Below are 19,368 nucleotides of genomic sequence, written 5' to 3' on the forward strand. Positions count from 1 at the left end.
TTACAGCAAGGTTTTTAATGCGTTTTTTAAAATAATTTACATTATTTTTATAACTGTAATTTTTAAATAACCAGAGATGAAATCCTTGTTTGATGAGGCTACAAAAAACGAAATAGAAAATCGTATTGGTAAATTATCAAATACTAGTACACCTAGCTGGGGAAAGATGAATATTTCTCAAATGATTCATCATTGTCAATTCCCATTAAAAATTGCATTACAAAAAAAACATCCTGAACTCAAGCCCAATTTATTGGCTAAATTATTCTTCAAAAAATCTATGTATAATGATAAACCCTGGAGAAAAAATTTACCTACACACTCTAAGTTAAAGGTTGTTGAACAAAAAGATTTTGAGCAAGAAAAACAAGAATTGTTAACCTTGGTTTCTGAATTCTCTAGCAAGAGAAATATTTCTGAATGGGCTCCTCATCCTATGTTTGGAAAATTCACACCACAACAATGGGGACAAATGCAATATAAGCACCTGGATCATCATCTAAATCAATTCAACTCATAAGTGTATCCGCCTAAACATCATCAAGAAAGTAAGATTGAGAACATTAAAGAGGTAGCATTATCTTATCCTTTTGCGACATTAATATCAGCCAAGGATAAAACTCCATTTGTAACGCATGCTCCTCTTATTTTTCATGGAGAAAAATTAGTAGGTCATATTGATCGAAACAATCCTCATATTGAATTATTAAAGGATAACTATCCTGTTACGGCTGTTTTTCAAGGACCGCAAACATACATATCTCCTTCAATCTATGTTACAAAACAACTACCTACCTGGAATTATGTTATCTCTCACGCTACTGGAACTGTAAAAGAAATTACCGATTCTAAAATTGTCAAGGAATCCATGATAGTTATGACCAAATTCTTAGAGGGTGAGAGTCAAAATTTTAAGCTGTCAATAGAGGATCCCAGAATGGATCGCTTAGTTCCTTATATACATTGCTTTGAAATAGAAGTTAAAAACTGGGAAGGAAAGTTTAAGTTAAGCCAGGATAAAACCCCAGCAGATATTGAAAATGCAAAGCAGGAACTTATTAAAAACAATCAAAAAAACATTGCAAATTTTGTTAATGAGCTATTTCAAAAGCATTTTTAATAGCTCACTTGTTATTTACTTAACTATTTTTTTAAAATAATACTCTTTTGCTGATTAAATTCTTCTTGAGTAATTGCCCCTTCATCCATGAGTTTTTTTAGTTTAGTTAATTTATCAACCTCATCTTCTACTGATTTAGGCATTTGTTTATTCACTACTATTTGAGTTGGTTTATTATCTCTAGACAGACTCCATACCAATGAAACCACCCAACCAATAACACTCCACCCCAGAAAAAAAGTTTAAAGCAACAATAGCAACCCAATTCCTTTTCATTCTTAACAATGCGATTATGGACGGTATGAAATACAATACTGCAGTCACGATCAACATAATTACGATCACAGTATCCTGTTCTGACAAGTCTGAATTAAGTTGAAATAAAAAGTTCATACTATTAAGAATGTTATAAATTAATATCTAGATAAGACAAGTATTGAATGAACTACATTACTCACCTGGTTACTAAACTACTACAATTTTATTGTTTTTATAAAACATGCTTAAAGTAAATACTTGATACTGATTTTTATCTAAATCATAGATTTTACCTCATTAAAGTTCAATCCTCCGTAATTACCACTACTCATTAACAATAGTGTTGAGTTTGAAAAATCTTTAGTTTTTAGATATTGTTGAAATTGATCTGGATTCGTATAAATAATAAGATCATCTCTATTAAAAGCATCTCCTATCTGATTTGCTGTAACTTCCTCAAGTTGTTTGATTTTAACGGCATCCGGAGAGAAAAACACAACAGCTTCATCTGCTTTATCAAGTGCTCCTTCATATTCCTTTAAAAACTCTGCATTTAGACTACTATAGGTATGTAGTTCTAGGCATGCGACTAGTTTTCTGTTAGTATATTGTTCTTTTACAGCTTTAGTGGTAGCTGCTACTTTTGATGGGCTATGAGCAAAATCTTTATAAGCTACAGCTGTAGAACTCTCTGCAATTTTCTCCAACCTTTTAGAGGCTCCTTTAAACGACGAGATTGCCTCATAAAAATCATCTTCATCGATCCCCATATGTTGACAGATCCACTTAGCTCCAGCAAGGTTACTGAGGTTATGAGCCCCAAACACCTCTATTGGCATTTCTCCTTCTGGAGTATCTAATAATGTTTCACCATCAACAATACTATAATGGGGAGTAGTATACGGTATTTTTCTGATTTGATTTTCAGAATTTTCTACCACTTTTACAACTTCAGCATCTTCTTCATTATAATTTATACTTCCTCCTGTTACAATACTATCTACAAAAATTTGAAATTGCTCTACATAGTTATCATAGGTAGGAAAAACATTAATATGATCCCAGGCAATCCCACTTAACAAAGCTATATTAGGTTTATACAAATGAAACTTTGGCCTTCTATCAATTGGTGAAGATAAATATTCATCACCTTCTAAGACCATAAAATCGTTGTCTTCTGTTAAATGAACCATGGTATCAAATCCTTCAAGCTGTGCTCCTACCATATAATCTACCTCCCTATCATGATAATGTAATACATGAAGAATCATTGAGGTAATAGTCGTCTTACCATGAGATCCGCCAATTACTACTCGTGTTTTATCTTTTGATTGCTCATACAAAAACTCAGGGTATGAATATATTTTTACACCTAACTCTTGCGCTTTTAGAAGTTCTATATTATCTTTTTTAGCGTGCATTCCTAAAATAATAGCATCAAGATCTGATGTAATTTTTTCAGAAAACCATCCAAACTCTTCAGGTAATAATCCATATCGCTCTAATCTGGATTTTGAAGGTTCAAAAATAGTATCATCACTTCCTGTAACCTGATATCCCTTTTGATGTAAAGCAATTGCAAGATTGTGCATTGCACTACCACCTATTGCTATAAAATGTACTCGCATAATTAAATCTTAAATCAGTAGGTAAATATACAACCTACCTTGGATAAAGAAACTATCGAGTAATGAAAAATACACAAAGTCAATGCATTCAAATTATCATTTACTCAACAACCACAATCATACACTAATCAAAACAACTATTTTACTCATTTATCGTTTCAAATACGTAGCTTTATAATGTTATTTACAGATAGGCTATTTAGGATTCTAAAAAAATTGGTACAGGAGTTGTATTCTGTAATTACAATCATAAACCATTCAACATGAAAAAGTACATCATCTTTATTATAATCTGTATATCAAACTTAAACTATATGATGAGTCAGGACAATTATAAAAATGATTGGGACAAAGTACAAAGTTTTGATCAGGAAGGGTTGCCAAAATCTGCTTTGGGAGTTGTAGAAGAAATCTACAGTAAAGCAAAAAAACAAAACAATCAAAATCAGACTATAAAAGCTTTGATGTATAAAGCAAAATACTTGCTTACCCTTGAAGAAGATGCTCAATTAAATATTATAAAAGAATTCAAAAGTGAAATCGAACAAAGTGATTTCCCTAAAAGAAATCTCTTAGAGAATATTCTTGCAAAACTGTATTGGCAATATTTTGAGCAAAACAGATGGAGGTTTTATGACAGAACCCAAACCTCAAAAAAGGTAGATCAGGAAGATTTTAGGACTTGGGATCTGGAGACATTATTTGCAGAAATTCATGTATACTACCAAAAATCGCTTCAGGATAAAGCGCTGGCTCAGCAAACAAAACTTGATAGATTTGATGAATTACTAATCAAACAAAAAGATTCTAAAAAATATAGACCTACCCTTTATGATTTTCTAGCCCATAATGCACTACGGTTTTATAAAACATCAGAAACCAATATCACCAAACCTTCATATGCATTTGAGATAGATGATCCAAAATACCTTAAAGAACATGCTGTGTTTTCTACCTTAAAAATGGAAACAAAAGATTCTCTTTCTCTACAGTTTCATGCTTTAAAATTATTCCAAAACTTAATTCAGTTTCATACCAAAAGCAAAACACCCGATGCGTTGACCGAGGTAAATATTGAACGCATCAAATTTGTAAATTATAATGCTACCTTCCCTAACAAACAAGCGGTCCAAATAGGAACATTATTAATTGAAAAAGAAAAAGTTAAAAATCTCGAGGTTTCTACATTATATGATTATGAGATTGCATCGGTATTTAATGTACAAGCAGGATCCTATGAAGCAGGAAAAAATGAAATTAATCGTTGGAAACTAAAAGATGCTTTAGAATTATGTGAAGCTGCTATCAAAAAGTTTCCTAAATCCAGAGGTGCCAATAAATGTACCATTATAAGAGATCAAATCCTTCATTCTGAGGTTGCATTGCAAACAGAGAAATATGTTCCGATTCAAACACCTGGCAGGTTATTAATAACTTATAAGAATCAGAATAAACTCTATTTTAGAGCTTTAAAAATTAATCAAACACAGCTCAAACAGTTAAATCAATATTATAGAGTTAAAGATCAATTAGAGTTATTACAATCCTTAACCGTAAATGAAACCTGGGATGCCGAGATTTGTAATGAACAAGATTATCAAACACATACCACAGAAGTATTATTGCCAGCATTAGACAACGGGCAATATCTTATTGTAGCAACAGTTTCAAAAGATCTTTCTGCAAAAAGTATGTTTTCTTATGGAGATTTACAGGTAAGTAATCTTGCACTTTTAGAAAACACAACTCCAGAAAAATTAAGCTTTCAGGTGGTAGATCGTAATAATGGAAGCCCTATTGCTAACGCCAAAATTCATTTAAAAACAGAAAATCAAAGAAGAAGTAGAAATACACTTAATAAAACATTAACTACAGATGAAAAAGGACAGGCACATCTAACAACCAAAGATTATTATTATGGGGTTTCCGCTGCGGTTACTTTTGAAAAAGACAGTGCCTATTTTGAGGGATATTACTTAAATAAATCTTATGACCCTAATCATCAGGAGGACAAAAATCGTTATTCTACATTTTTATTTACCGATAGAAGTATCTATAGACCTGGTCAAACAGTATATTTTAAAGGGATTATGATGTCTTCAAAGGGTGCAGATGAATTTAAAGTACTACCTGATCAATCTGCCTATGCCACACTTAGAGATGTAAACGGTCAAGAGATAAAAACACTTAACTTTAAAACAAATGAATACGGATCTTTTGCAGGCGAGTTTATTTTACCATCTTCAGGATTAACAGGAAACTATACAATAGGAACCAATAATTACGGAAGCACTTCTTTTTCTGTTGAAGAATACAAACGTCCAAAATTTGAAACCAATTTTGATCCTGTAACAGAAACTTATAAAATCAATGACACTATAAAACTTACGGGAGTTGCTAAAGCTTATGCCGGCAGTAATATCACCGATGCCAAGGTTGTTTATCGCGTGCATAGAAAAGTGCAATATCCTCATTGGTACTATTGGTATTGGCCAGGTATATCTTCAGAATCACAAGAAATCACTCATGGAGAAACAAAAACTAATGATAAAGGAGAATATAAAATCGATTTTGCTGCGCTTCCTGACCTAAGTGTTTCAAAAAAAGATTTACCTGTTTTTAACTATGAAATTACTGCAGATGTTACAGACATTAATGGAGAAACTCGTAGTACTACTACCGTGGTTAACGTGGGATATCATGCGCTAATTGCCAATATCAGAACATCAAACAAAATTGATAAAACTAAAAATGATCATTTACTGACAGTCGCTACAACTAACCTTAATAATGAATCTGTAGCTGCCAACGGAAATATAAAAATTTTCAAACTAAAAGGATCTGAAAAACCATTGCGTATAAGACCTTGGAAAGCTCCTGATTATAAAGGTTTCAAAGAAGAAGAGTTTAAAAAATTGTTCCCTCATGATGCTTTTGGAAATGAAGACGACTTTCGTAAATGGGAAAAAGGTAAATTAGTATATGACAAAGCTTTTAACACCCAGGAGTCTAAAAATAATAGTACAGGAACTCAAGAGTTAAAGCTAGGGAATATTAAAAAATGGAAATCCGGCAAATATATCATAGAGCTTGACACCAAAGATCGATTTGGGCAAGAAGTAAAAGATATCCAATACATCACTGTGTACAGCCAAAATGATAAAACCATTAGTGATCAGCAATTGTTTCAGGTTACAACTGATAAAACATCCTATGAGATCGGTAATGAAGTTGTAATCACCTTTAGCTCTGCTTCAAAAGATATTACAGTTACCGTAGATATCGAAAAAAATCACTCCATCGTTGATACCAGACTTATTAAACTGTCAGAAAACAGCAAAACCATTAAAATCCCGGTAAACAAAGAAGATCTCGGAGGTTTTTCTGTTCAGTATAGCTTTGTAAATTATAACAGTTATCAAAGTGGTATCCTTCCTATATCTGTACCCTATGCTCCTACCGAGCTTAGTATAGAGACCAAAACTTTTAGAGACAAACTTTTACCAGGCCAACAAGAAACCTGGAGTTTTACTATAAAAGGACCGAAAGGTGACAAAGTCACTTCAGAATTATTAGCTAGTATGTACGATGCTTCATTAGATCAATTCAAACCTCATCAATGGTATTTCAATCCTATTAACAGGCCAAGCTATTACTCGTATAACAAAAGACAATCAGGTCGTAGTTTTATCACTAACAATTTCAGTATTTTCAATAATCCAGGACGTAGCAACTCCTATAGTACTCAATACTTTGATCAGCTTAACTGGTATGGGTTATATTTTGGAAACATTAGATATAACTATGATCGATTAGGAAATCAAAGAAGATCAAAATCTGCTCCTGTAGCTTCTGCTCCTATGGAGATGTCTGCAGAAGGTATCAATGGTGACGATGCTGAATTAGAAGAATCTTCTCAGTTAGTTGCCTTTTCCAAAGAAGAAAATAAAGAATCTGATAAAGCAAAGGATTCTGGAAGTCAAGCTGAAAAAACAAAAGAACCCTCTTTAGAAGGAGTTAAAATCCGTAAAAATTTACAGGAAACTGCTTTTTTCTTTCCACAATTAACTACAGATCCAGAAGGTAATGTAAGTTTTAACTTTACAGCTCCAGAAGCATTAACCAAATGGAAATTACAGTTACTAACGCATACCAAGGATCTTAAATCAGCAACTACAACCCTTGAAGCTGTAACTCAAAAAGAGTTAATGGTACTTCCTAATCCTCCAAGATTTCTTAGAGAAGGTGATAAGATCACTTTAAGTACTAAAGTATCAAATTTAGCATCCAAAGATCTTAGTGGTGTTATAGAGTTACAATTAGTAGATGCATTTACAGGAAAATCTATTGACACCGATTTAAAAAATACCACTGCTCGTCAGAGTTTTGAAGTAAAAACAAAAGGAAACACCAATATATCCTGGGATCTAGCAATTCCGGATAATATACAGACCGTACAATATAAAATTGTTGCCAAAGCCGGGGATTTCTCTGATGGTGAACAAAATATGCTACCCGTCTTATCCAATAGAATGCTAGTGACAGAAACCTTACCCATGTGGATTCGATCAGATCAAACTAAGACATTCACATTGGCTAAACTCAAAAATAATAAATCTGAAACATTAAAACACCACAAGCTTACTTTAGAGATGACCTCTAATCCTGCTTGGTATGCTGTACAAGCATTACCATATTTAATGGAGTATCCTTATGAGTGTGCAGAACAAACATTTTCTAGGTACTACGCCAATTCTTTGGCTAGTCATATTGCTAATTCTAATCCAAGAATTCAAGAAGTATTTAATCAATGGAAAAATACCGATGCCTTACTTAGTAATCTTGAAAAAAACCAGGAACTTAAATCTCTGATCATACAAGAAACTCCTTGGTTAAGAGATGCACAAAGCGAGACCGAACAGAAAAAAAGAATTGCATTACTTTTTGACCTTAACAAAATGAATAACGAGTTGCAGTCTGCTATTAATAAACTAAAACAAATGCAGTACGGTTCTGGAGCTTTTCCTTGGTTTCAAGGAGGTCGAGAAAATAGATTTATCACTCAACATATCGTTACTGGGTTTGGTCATCTTAATAAATTAGAGGTTACACAAAATAACCAGGATACCAGGAATATGTTACAGAATGCTATTCGATACCTCGATCAAGAGTTTGTCAAAGAATATAACAAGCTTAAAAGATATTGCGAAAAAAATAAAATCGATATCAATAAAGATCATTTAAGTTATACCCAGATGCACTATTTGTATATGCGTAGTTTCTTTAAGGATATCAAAAGATCTAAAGATACTGATGAAGCCTGGAATTATTACTTGGGGCAATCAAAAAAATATTGGTTAAAACGAAGCTTATATGCTCAGGGAATGCTATCCCTAATACTACATAGGAATAATGATACCTCTACCGCCACTAAGATTATCCGATCGCTGGATGAAAATAGTATTACAAGTGAAGAACTAGGAATGTATTGGAAATCCAACACCTCTAGCTGGTTCTGGTATCAAGCACCGATTGAAACACAATCGCTGATGATCGAGGTATTCTCAGAAATTGAGCAAGAACCTAAACGTACAGAAATTGTAGATAACCTAAAGGTTTGGTTACTTAAAAACAAACAAACTAATCGTTGGCAAACCACCAAAGCTACTTCTGATGCCGTATATGCTTTATTATTGCAAGGTAGCGATTGGTTATCTGTAACCGATATGGTAGAAATTGTATTAGGCAATCAAAAAATTGATCCCAGTCAGATCGATGATGTAAAAGTAGAAGCAGGAACTGGATATTTTAAAACTTCCTGGAACACTAATGAAGTAAAACCCGAAATGGCAACCGCTAAGATCACCAAAAAAGGAAAAGGTATTGCCTGGGGAGCTTTATATTGGCAATACTTTGAAGATTTAGATAAGATAACTTCTGCAAAGACACCTCTTCAACTCAAGAAAAAACTATTCTTAAAAAAGAATACTGATACAGGAGAAGAAATTACAGAGGTAACTAAAGATTCACAGTTACAATTAGGAGATTTGGTACGAGTACGTATTGAGTTAAGATCAGATCGTGCTATGGAATTTGTGCATATGAAAGATATGCGAGCTTCTGGTCTTGAGCCTATCAATGTTATCTCTCAATATAAATGGCAAGATGGTTTAGGGTATTACGAAAGCACAAAAGATGCCTCGACCAACTTTTTCTTTGACTATTTGCCAAAAGGAATTTATGTATTCGAATATGATCTTAGAGTAAATAATAAAGGAGATTTTTCTAATGGTATAACTACTATTCAAAGCATGTATGCTCCAGAATTTAGTAGTCATTCTGAAGGAGTAAGAGTAAAAGTTGAGTAAGATCAATTTTTGTAATTAGAAATATGAGAATAGCGAAAAAAGCATTAAAAGTACTTGGAATCATTCTAATGTTTCCTATTCTGTATCTCGTAGTATCTCTGGCTTTTACGTATATCACCGTAAATAATGAAAAACAGGACATAGAAAAAGAACATACCATTTACCTTTCATCTAATGGTATGCATCTAGAAATCATTATTCCCAAGACGATACTAAGCCCTACTTTATTAGATGGATTATATCATAACAATGATGTCTTTTTTTCATTTGGGTGGGGTGATAGAAACTATTACATAAAAGCCGCTACTTCTTTAGATTTCACCACAATAGATCGATATAAAGCAGCTTTCATTAATACTCCAGCTTTGTTACACGTTTCAAGGTATAGAACCCAAAGAAACGATTGGTTACCTATAAAAATGACCTCTGTACAACTTATAAAGATTAATACCTATATACAAGATACTTTTAAAACTCATCAAGGAAATAATAAAATAATTTTACCCGGAATAAGCTATGGAACATATGATAATTTTTATGAAGCTAATGGAAATTATAACGGTTTTAACACCTGTAATACCTGGGTAAATACCGGATTAAAACAAAGCGATACCAAAGCTTGTTTATGGACTCCTTTTGATTTTGGTTTATTGAGTATTCATAAAAAACAAGTCAATTAAAGCCAACAACTCTGATCATTGCTGATTTATAATTTATACCTAGGCTTGTAATAATAATTGCTATCTTACCTCAATATAACTTTATATTAAAATGTCAAATGTATTCGCTATAATTTCTGGAATTGGCGCTATTCAAAGCATTTTATTTGCCTTACTCATTGTCCTAAAAAAGAAAAGAAAATTACCCGATTGGATTTTGATATTTTGGTTTTTAGTATTCGCTATTCATTTACTAATCGGGATCAACAAAAGATTACATCCTAGTGATGCCATGGAAATACTTATAATGACCATCGGTTTATTACATGCTCCTTTTTTCTTATTATATACAAAGTCAATATTTAATCAAGAACTCCGTAAAATTGACCAGCTTCATTTTTTACCATTTCTAATCTTTCTGATCATTAGCTTTTTTATTCCAAAAACTTCAGAACTACAATGGGAAATAACAACACTCTTTGCAAAACTGATCTCGCTAACTTTTTATCCTCTGTATATATTATATGCTTATAACAAAAAACTAGACTTTTTAAAAAACAACAAAGCTGATAGTAGTATATTAGAACTTTCCTGGATTAGAATCATTGCATTCTTATTTCTAATCAGTACAGGGATTAGCATCATACGACTCACAACAGAATTAATGGTTGGTGTGCGATATTTTGAAATTTGGGATGTATTGCGATATGTTATTCTTGTTACTGTTATTGGATTTTATGGATTAAAATACGGGATGGTTTACAGACCCGAAGTTCCTTCCGAATCTATCATCGAAGAAAAGAAATATAAACACAGTCCTTTAAAAAATAAAGAGATGACTGTATATAGGAATATGATCGATCATTTTTTTCAAGAAAATGATGCCTATCTCCATCCAGATTTCTCTTTAGCTGTTCTATCTACATCTGTAGATATTCCTAAACACCACCTTTCTCAAATCATAAATTCAGAAATGAATACTACATTCTATGATTTAGTAAATACTAAAAGAGTAACCTATGCCACAAATAGAATAAAAGAAGGAAAAAATCAAAATCTTACCTTAGAAGGTTTGGGATATGAATCTGGCTTTAATTCTAAATCAGCATTCTTTCATCACTTTAAAAAAATCACTGGAAAAACACCAGGTCAGTTTAAAAAAGAAATAAGTACTGATTAATTAATAAGTTCCATTCTCGTCTTATAAGTTCTCAAATTTACATCCATAATCAGATCAATCGTATGGATAAAAGAGAATTTATTAAAACTGTAGGAGCCGCTTCTTTATTTACCTTTTTAAACCCTTTGGACGCTATCGGGTTTACACCAGGTAACATCGCCAACAAAAAAGTACTCATTTTGGGAGGCCGAGGATTTTTGGGACCTACTATAGTCAAAACATTTTTAACATCAGGATACGATGTTACTTTATTAAACAGAGGAAAAACCAATCCACATCTTTTCAAAAATTTACCTGTCATCATATGTGATCGAGAAAAAGAAAACAAAAAAGGGCTCAAAGCCATCTATAAAAAACACAAAGATACCTATTGGGATATTGTGGTAGATACATGGCAAAAATCTCCAAAAGCTGTTTCAGATTTTCTTGAAGAGTTTAAAGGACGTTTTGGACATTATCATTATATATCTACAATTTCTGTTTATGATAAATGGGATAAAAAATTTATCACAGAATCAGAACCTTTAAATCCACTTCCTAAATTTCCGAAGGCAATAAGCGAGGATTTTAGATATGCCATCAGAAAAACATTTGCAGAAGAAGCGATTAGAGAACGAATTGATAATTTTACTATCTATAGATCCCACGGTATGAGAGGTTATAGAGTAACACGCCCTGGAGATCCTGATTCAGAACCTTTTTGGCCTATTCGATTTTATCAAGGAGGTGAAATTCTACTACCAAATGTAGAGAATCACCATATGCAAGTAACGGATACCAAAAGTTTATCTAATTTTATTGTTCATTGTTCAATAACAAAAAACTACGGATCTTATAACGTTGCCTATCATCCAACAGCTTTTAAAGATTATGTATCTTGTCTTATTCACGTTACCGGCAAGCCTGAAAAAATGCATTGGGTTGATGGTGATTTTTTAATTAAAAACGGTATTCTTCCATACAAAGTAATGCCTTTATGGAGATCCCAACCTACGGGATCTTATTATTTTAATGTCCAGAAAGCAATTAATGCAGGATTTATAAATCGTCCTATGGTCGAGATGATCACTGATCAATTAGACGGATACAAAAATCGATACCAAAAAAACGATATTACGATCAGTAAAATGTTATGCAAAGACCAGGAAAAATGCTTGTATTCTGAGGATATAGAAAAAGAACTTATAAAAAAGTGGCTTAAATAGATGTAATTAAACCTAATGATCTATTTAACAATTAATTTTTACTTCCTCACAAATTGCGAAGTCACTCCTTTTTGTCTATTTAATTAATTTTCTGTTTCTTTAAAAACAAAATCAATACATACTTGTAATTGGTAACTTTTACTATAAAAAACTATTTTGTATCAATTAGATTTATTAATTAATGTTTTTACTTAAAAGGAAAATTTCTCCATATACTCATCATGATATCATTATTGGTTTGTTTGATAGTTTTGAGGACGCTTCAAAAAACCAGGATTTATACATAAAAAAATGCAATCGGGAAGATAAATGGGAAGAACAAGGATATCAAGAGGTGGATTTAAAAAAAGATGTAATCATAGATGATGTTTCAAATCTTATAAAAAATGATACCTCTAAACAACTTAAAGCATTTCATATTGTAAGCCTCTTAGAAGAGGGGTTTGGTCAAATTACAAGAAAAATAGATAGTATCTACATCTCAGTCAATGAAGCTAATTCTTATATAGAAAAAAAAGAACAAGAAGAACCTGAATATGAACCCAGTTGGTATGAGATTGAAACAATTGAAATAAATACACCTTATTTTGACAAATAATTTAGGACAAATCACCAACAAAATACAGGAAAACCAATACTCATCAGCGAAATAGTCGCTGCTATAAAAAAGGTGTCCTTAAAATGAAAATTCAAAAAGCACTTAGAACAGACGCAGAAGAAATCACTGAATTAACCATACGATCAAAGTCATATTGGGGTTATAGTAAAGAACAAATTGAAGAGTGGAGAGATGACTTAACTATTACTCCAAAGTATATTGATGATAATGAAGTATACAGACTTGTCGAGAACGAAACACTAATTGGTTTTTATGCCTATAACCCAGAAAACAAAACTGATGTCAAACTCAATTTTCTTTTTATCGATCCAGAATCAATTGGCAAAGGTTTTGGTAAAATACTAATAACTGATTTTTTACATCGGGTAGAAAAAACAGATTTTAAAAGAGTAATCCTCGATGCAGATCCCAATGCCGAAAAGTTTTATTTACAAATGGGATTTCAAGTAATCGGAAAACTAAAAAGTAGTATCAAAGATCGGTTTTTACCCATTATGGCAATGGATTTAAAAAAACCTACTACATAAAGCAATGGCTATAATTTATAGTAGTCAATAGAAAAATCAGGACTTGGTGCGTTCAACAAAATTTGATTCTACAGTTCGATAATTCTATTGATTTTGTCTACCAAAATTATAGCCAAAATACTTTGTTGTAATTATAAGGGATAATTATTGGTTCCAAATAGATTCAAAATACGTATATGTTGGTCTTTGAGTAATCACATTGGGTGAACCCGCTGCTACTGAATTTAAACCAAACCATTCTTCATCATCCCATCCTCCAGGAAAAGATCCATTTTGTGCAGAACCACCAGCGTGTGTATCATTACCTCCACATTGTGGGGATTTCCACCATTCATCGGTCCATTCAAAGATATATCCTCCAGAGCCTACTTTTTGAGGATTCACCGCAGCATTATTATTTTCTATATCTTGCCATAAACTGGTCATATATGTAACCAGGTCTCCCATTTTGGGTGTACCGGTAGATGGTAGCTCTGATGCCTGGCAACTAGTACCTGTTGGGTGATACGATGCCGGAGCTCCAAACTCAGTTATGATAAATGGTTTTGAAGTAGCTGATTCTACCTGACTCCATAAGTTTGTAAAAGTATCTCCTCTATAAGAATCAATACCCCAAACATCTACTCCAGCATTATTAGCTTCTCCTTCAACGATCGTTTGTTCTGCATCACCTACTACCAAATCCACAAAACCAGTTGAAATCAGCTTTTGTCCTTTGTTTTTTGCCATCCCATTTTTTACGGCTTGCGTTAAGGTATTGAAGTCACTCCAAAAAGTAGAAGATTGAATATTAGTAGGTGTATTAAACTCTGATCCTATAGAAAAACCTATCACCGCAGGATGATCACCATAATCTTCGGCCATCCACTCATATTGTTGTTGTAACGTACTTAGGTTAGGGATACCTGTTCCTCCAGGAGAAATCCAGATAGAAAGCATGGCAAAAACAGGATCGACTCCATTATTCCAGGCGGCATCCAGAAATTCTTTAGAATTACCTCTGTTTGATGCATCCATTCCATAGATACGAATAGAGTTTGCCCCCATCGCTCTGATAAGTGGCAAATCACGTTGCCATATGGCACTGTTTTGTTGCCCTAAAGGATCAGCAATACTAGATTGTCCTATAGGTGTTGGGCTGTATGCCACCCCTTTGATCAAAAAAGGTAGTGGAGTCCCTAGATTTCTTGAACATATGATTTGTCGGCCTTTGGTAGACCATATACTTGAAGCTGAACCACTCATAATAAATTGATTTTAAGTTGTACTTTGTTTTAAATAGGTAATAGATTAAGTCTGGCAATCAAAAAAGTAAAAGGCCTTTTATCTAGTATTTGCATTTGATCGCTTCACAAAGATCTTTGGATATCCTATTTTTTACTAGGGTAGAAATACCTGTTTTATAAAAACAGGTAAAATTAAACGACTTTAAATAAGAAAAAAACAGAGGGTTAATTCCGTAGATTTTAATTATTTTTAATCCAAATAAAGAACTCAAATTCAAGTTCTTCTTCGAAACAAATCACATCTATTTAACAGAATATTTTAACTTGATTAAATAATGAAACAAAGCATAACGTATTATATTACTTTATTTATTATCAAGCTAAAAGGGATAAAAAAAGAGTTTAGTAAAGACCCTATAGATTTCAAAAAAATAAGAAAAGAAGATATTCATCATCCAAAAGGCGCCTTTTTTAAACAAAAAAACATATACACTTTCAAAATCTCAGACACTTTAATTACAGAAGTAAATCAAAATAAAAGTTCTACTGGTTTATTAATCTTTATTCATGGAGGTGCTTTTATTTCAGGACCTGCAAAACATCATTGGGATACCATACAACAAATTGCAAAACATACAAATCATACAATCTGGATGTGTGATTATCCAAAAGCTCCAGAAAATACAATTTCAACAATATCTCAGAATATAGATTTGATGTATACTGCGGCATTAGAAAAACATCAAGCAAAATACATTACACTTATTGGTGATTCTGTAGGAGGGACTTTGGTTACTGCTTTAACCCAAAGATTAATTCAAAAAAAACAAGGTTTACCAACTAAAATCATTCTTATTTCTCCGGTAATGGATGCCACCATGTCTCATCCAGAAATAGATAAGATTGATCCTATTGACCCTATGTTATCTAAAACTGGAGTTCTTAGTGCAAAGAAAATGTGTGCCAAAGATCAAGATCTAAAAAACCCAATGATTTCTCCTATACAGGGGAGTTTTAACAAGTTTCCCGAAACTATCATATTTATAGCCGAAAATGATATAACATATCCTGATCAATTACTGACAATCCAAAAGCTAAAGGAATCTGCAATAGATATTGAAGTAATTAAAGGTGAAAACATGCCTCATATCTGGCCACTACTTCCTGTGATGAGAGAAGCAAAAATAGCTTTAAGAAGAATCATTGATAGAGTAAAAACATAGTATAAAACGCAAAAAACGATTTTGTATTTCTAAGGAAAATTCTGTTTCTTTAAAATCAATTAACAACAAAATATCTTGAAACATATTCGATACAACACACTGTAAACAAACAATATAATCAACAGATGTTAAAAAGACTACTCAAGATATTACTCATATTGATAATCATTATTGCAATTGGCGGTGTATACCTTTATTTTCGATTACATAATAATATAGAGAACGTTCTTGAAACAAAAAATGATTGGCGTAGTGAAGTTCTAGAGTTTCCATTAATATTCGCAGGAGATTTAAAATATGAAGGTGAAGAACATATTCGATTTGCACCGGGTTGGGGTGAAAAAGATAGTAAGGACTATTTTTCATATGTTTTTTTATGGATGATTAAAAAAGACCCAAATTTAAACTCTTCTGAACTGGAAGGTATAATGAATATATATTTTGATGGCCTTATGAATACTGGTGCTATTACTAATTTTAGTTTCTTTAAAAAAATCCCTGAAACTAAGTCTTCTTTACAACAGACAGATAAAAACACTTTTGAAGGATCAATTGAGCTGTATGATGAGTTCTTTAAAAAAGAACTTATTGTTCTCAACGCTAAAATTAAAAGTGAGTACTGCCCAGTGAGGAAGAAATATTTAGTCTGGTTCTATTTATCTCCTCAAGAAAAAAATCATCAGATCTGGAATCAATTTATAGAAATAAACCTGAATATAAAGTGTCATTAAGTTAAAACTTTTTATAACAATTTATATCGTATATACTTACAATACAAGGGGCATTCCAAGTAACAAAAAAGGAACATGACTAAAGAAAAACATTTATACCGGATAGAGTTTATTACTTCAATTTTCCTATTACTATTTAATGACCTCTACTTAAAATACGAATATCACAATTATCTGACTGGAAAATTATCTGATTTTGCGGGATTATTCGCTTTTCCTTATTTTTTCAGTTGTTTCTTTCCTAAAAAAATTAAACCCATTTACATTTTTAGCGGGGTTTTATTCGTTTTATGGAAATCAGAACTTTCACAACCTATTTTTGACTTTGCCCACTCATATGAAATTGGGATTGATCGGACTATAGATTATTCAGACCTAGTTTCTCTTTTAATTTTGCCCATTTCTTACCATTTTTGGAAAAGCAACTTTAGAACAATACTTAACCCTAACAAAGTTTTAAAACGGATAATAATTGGAGTTTGTTGCTTTTCATTTGTAGCCACTACCCTTCCTCATAAAACTCTGAGATATAATTTCAAATCAGATGTAGAGATTATTGTTAAGTCTGACCTCCTAAAGGCTAAAAATGGAATGGATCTATATAAATCTGAACAAGAGAACAGATACATCTACGTAATTCAGATTCCTAAAAGAAAAGCAAGTATTGTGACCAAAATCAAAATGGAAGAATTACAAGATGGGTATTTAAAAATACAGCTTGATAGCATATTAAATTACAGAATTGAAGGTACCGGGAATATTTTTTTAAATAAATACGACAGAGAAGATGTTAAATATCTTAATGATTTAAGCAGAATAGAGATCGAAAAGTTATTTTTAGAACGGTTAAAAAAGCAATTGAATGAAAAATAACTATTATCAACCCTCTTTAATGAATTAGTAAAAGAGACTTATTTAGTAAGAGTTTTCTATTCGGTTTGTATTTACTAAATTGAGTACTTAAACTTGTAGCTATTCCATTATAAAATGGTAAGTAATTGTTTATGTAACCTAAAAAAATGTTATGAATCAAAAAAAGCTATTCTTCTTATTATCGGTTTCTATTATTTTCTTCTCATCCAGCACTCCAATCGAATTGAGTAGTCCTTCTATAACTATTGTCAAAAGTTCAGAATCATTAGATATCCAGAGTTTTTTGTTAGCTGAAGGGAAAACGATTTTAAGATCTGATCCTAATTTTAGCTTTTATGCAAAAATTAAATCTAAAAAAATTAAAGGTAAAAAAGTACTTACTAATCTTTCAAAAGTAAAAAGAAGTGGAACCCAATACAATGTAATTTACACATATGAATATTTACCTTCTGGCAAAAAAACTCATTATAACCACAAATATATTCTTTGGGAAGATGGTGAAATCTTTAATTGGAAACCTACCGAAAATATTAATGTTGGTAAAATCACTTTAAAAACAGAAATTCAAAAAGAATAATAATCACTGTACATTATAACGTTATTCTCAACCGCATCTCTACTTAAAATCACAAAAAAATGAATCGGTTAATTTTGATTACATTTTTTCTTTCTTTACTTAGTTGTTCTATAGATCGAACTATTATAGCTACATCTGAAACAGAAAACCAGACGCTTCTCAATTTTCAAAAACTACAAAAGAAAAGTATTTTAAAAATTGCAGATAAGAATGAACCTGGAGAAAAGCTTTTACTCTGTTTGACATTTATCGACAAAGAAAGTAAAAGAACGCTTTCTAATCAGTTAGTGAAGTTTTACCATACTTCTACCGACGGAAAATACGAACCAACTGATCCCAGTGATGAATCCACAGCACGATTAAATGGACAGTCATTAACTAATAATAAGGGACAGATTTATATTGAAACCATTTTACCTGGAGATTATGGTAGCTCTGCTGATAATCGTCATATTCATACTACGGTCTTTGGAGCACACCCCGAAGCATATGACATTCATTTCAAACAATACACAACGTATATGGGCACTAACTTTAACGAAGGAAGTGATCAACATTTTTTGGCTGATTTAAAAAAGACTAAGAAAAATGAATTAGTTAGTTTTTTGATTATTGAGATAAAAAACCCTGATCAACAAAAAAAATAAAAACTACTTATACTATTTTATGTCTTTTTATATCTTAAAACTTATCGAAATCCTCTTTTAGAAAATTTCACAACAAATGATACCCAAAACGTCATATGCAATTAAAATGATTGATCAACTTTTTCAAGATATAAGCGAAGACATCTATTTAAGGATTAATCAAATTGACAATATTGATAAATTCGATTTGACTAAAGTTGAAAAAGGCATTCTGTCAATCCATGCTCGATGGAGTGAGCAGTCTGTAATACACGGTAAGTCTATTTTAAGGTTAATAAATAATTCGGAAATAAAAGATTTTGAAATTATTATAATAGATATTGACAGGATTAGTTCACAGAAACAGATCGAACTAATTGGCACAGTATCTCAAGGATATTTTGAATCTGTTTGGATTGAAAACGGAAGAATTGAATTTAATTACCGAGATAATAAGAAATCTATAGAACTCATCAAGTTTAAAAATTATCTAAATGAGAAAATCAACAAAAGCCAATAACATCTAGTACTATTTATTAATTAAAGGT

At 31.9% G+C, this 19,368-nt stretch carries 18 protein-coding genes; 14 read left to right on the forward strand and 4 right to left on the reverse strand.

The genetic code is table 11. The features are described from left to right. The first annotated feature begins 76 nt into the window (after positions 1-76). Complete coding sequence (locus U0D62_RS02440; RefSeq protein WP_322193696.1) at positions 77-520, forward strand: DUF1569 domain-containing protein; 444 nt, start codon at positions 77-79, stop codon at positions 518-520. Further along, positions 521-1,120 carry an FMN-binding negative transcriptional regulator gene (locus U0D62_RS02445; RefSeq protein WP_322193697.1) on the forward strand — a complete coding sequence of 200 codons (600 nt, stop codon included), beginning with the start codon at positions 521-523 and terminating at the stop codon, positions 1,118-1,120. A gap of 23 nt (positions 1,121-1,143) precedes the next feature. On the opposite strand, the gene U0D62_RS02450 is transcribed toward U0D62_RS02445, so the two are convergent. The 3 genes from U0D62_RS02450 to U0D62_RS02455 all read right to left on the reverse strand — a co-directional run bounded on the left by U0D62_RS02450 (position 1,144) and on the right by U0D62_RS02455 (position 3,006). Then, positions 1,144-1,263, reverse strand: coding sequence for an SHOCT domain-containing protein (locus U0D62_RS02450; protein WP_322193698.1), 120 nt, complete (start codon positions 1,261-1,263; stop codon positions 1,144-1,146). A 37-nt stretch (positions 1,264-1,300) separates the two neighbouring features. Beyond that, positions 1,301-1,513, reverse strand: coding sequence for a superinfection immunity protein (locus U0D62_RS25520; RefSeq protein WP_416135527.1), 213 nt, complete (start codon positions 1,511-1,513; stop codon positions 1,301-1,303). A gap of 140 nt (positions 1,514-1,653) precedes the next feature. After that, the gene (locus U0D62_RS02455; RefSeq protein WP_322193699.1) at positions 1,654-3,006 is read right to left on the reverse strand and encodes a UDP-N-acetylmuramate--L-alanine ligase; all 1,353 of its coding nucleotides are present in this window, start codon (positions 3,004-3,006) and stop codon (positions 1,654-1,656) included. 263 nt (positions 3,007-3,269) lie between these two features. Between U0D62_RS02455 and U0D62_RS02460 the strand changes: the two genes are divergently transcribed. From U0D62_RS02460 to U0D62_RS02485, 6 genes are all read left to right on the forward strand, one after another. Continuing rightward, positions 3,270-9,374, forward strand: a complete 6,105-nt coding sequence (locus U0D62_RS02460; RefSeq protein ID WP_322193700.1) for an alpha-2-macroglobulin family protein — start codon at positions 3,270-3,272, stop codon at positions 9,372-9,374. Positions 9,375-9,397: 23 nt separating this feature from the next. Further along, on the forward strand, positions 9,398-10,054 hold the full coding sequence (locus U0D62_RS02465; protein ID WP_322193701.1) for a DUF2459 domain-containing protein: 657 nt from the start codon (positions 9,398-9,400) through the stop codon (positions 10,052-10,054). Between the two features lie 91 nt (positions 10,055-10,145). After that, positions 10,146-11,213 carry a helix-turn-helix domain-containing protein gene (locus U0D62_RS02470; RefSeq protein WP_322193702.1) on the forward strand — a complete coding sequence of 356 codons (1,068 nt, stop codon included), beginning with the start codon at positions 10,146-10,148 and terminating at the stop codon, positions 11,211-11,213. 62 nt (positions 11,214-11,275) lie between these two features. Further along, positions 11,276-12,418, forward strand: a complete 1,143-nt coding sequence (locus tag U0D62_RS02475; protein WP_322193703.1) for an NAD-dependent epimerase/dehydratase family protein — start codon at positions 11,276-11,278, stop codon at positions 12,416-12,418. Between the two features lie 181 nt (positions 12,419-12,599). Continuing rightward, positions 12,600-13,016 (forward strand): hypothetical protein, encoded by a 417-nt coding sequence (locus U0D62_RS02480; protein WP_322193704.1) that lies wholly within the window; start codon positions 12,600-12,602, stop codon positions 13,014-13,016. 83 nt (positions 13,017-13,099) lie between these two features. Next, a complete protein-coding gene (locus U0D62_RS02485) occupies positions 13,100-13,564 on the forward strand; it encodes a GNAT family N-acetyltransferase (RefSeq protein ID WP_322193705.1) in 465 nt (154 codons plus the stop codon). A 144-nt stretch (positions 13,565-13,708) separates the two neighbouring features. Here U0D62_RS02485 and U0D62_RS02490 read toward each other — a convergent pair whose 3' ends face one another. Then, positions 13,709-14,809, reverse strand: coding sequence for a glycoside hydrolase family protein (locus U0D62_RS02490; RefSeq protein WP_322193707.1), 1,101 nt, complete (start codon positions 14,807-14,809; stop codon positions 13,709-13,711). 316 nt (positions 14,810-15,125) lie between these two features. Between U0D62_RS02490 and U0D62_RS02495 the strand changes: the two genes are divergently transcribed. From U0D62_RS02495 to U0D62_RS02520, 6 genes are all read left to right on the forward strand, one after another. Then, the gene (locus U0D62_RS02495; RefSeq protein ID WP_322193709.1) at positions 15,126-16,013 is read left to right on the forward strand and encodes an alpha/beta hydrolase; all 888 of its coding nucleotides are present in this window, start codon (positions 15,126-15,128) and stop codon (positions 16,011-16,013) included. 125 nt (positions 16,014-16,138) lie between these two features. Further along, a complete protein-coding gene (locus U0D62_RS02500; protein ID WP_322193710.1) occupies positions 16,139-16,744 on the forward strand; it encodes a hypothetical protein in 606 nt (201 codons plus the stop codon). A 75-nt stretch (positions 16,745-16,819) separates the two neighbouring features. Then, positions 16,820-17,617, forward strand: a complete 798-nt coding sequence (locus U0D62_RS02505) for an Asp-tRNA(Asn)/Glu-tRNA(Gln) amidotransferase subunit GatC (RefSeq protein ID WP_322193711.1) — start codon at positions 16,820-16,822, stop codon at positions 17,615-17,617. Between the two features lie 151 nt (positions 17,618-17,768). Continuing rightward, positions 17,769-18,194: a hypothetical protein gene (locus U0D62_RS02510; RefSeq protein ID WP_322193712.1), complete on the forward strand. Its 426-nt coding sequence runs from the start codon at positions 17,769-17,771 to the stop codon at positions 18,192-18,194. 59 nt (positions 18,195-18,253) lie between these two features. Then, positions 18,254-18,841 carry a dioxygenase family protein gene (locus U0D62_RS02515; RefSeq protein ID WP_322193713.1) on the forward strand — a complete coding sequence of 196 codons (588 nt, stop codon included), beginning with the start codon at positions 18,254-18,256 and terminating at the stop codon, positions 18,839-18,841. 76 nt (positions 18,842-18,917) lie between these two features. Further along, positions 18,918-19,340: a hypothetical protein gene (locus tag U0D62_RS02520; RefSeq protein WP_322193714.1), complete on the forward strand. Its 423-nt coding sequence runs from the start codon at positions 18,918-18,920 to the stop codon at positions 19,338-19,340. The last annotated feature ends 28 nt before the right edge of the window (positions 19,341-19,368 follow it).

The organism is Aquimarina callyspongiae, assembly GCF_034322225.1.
Classification (GTDB): domain Bacteria; phylum Bacteroidota; class Bacteroidia; order Flavobacteriales; family Flavobacteriaceae; genus Aquimarina.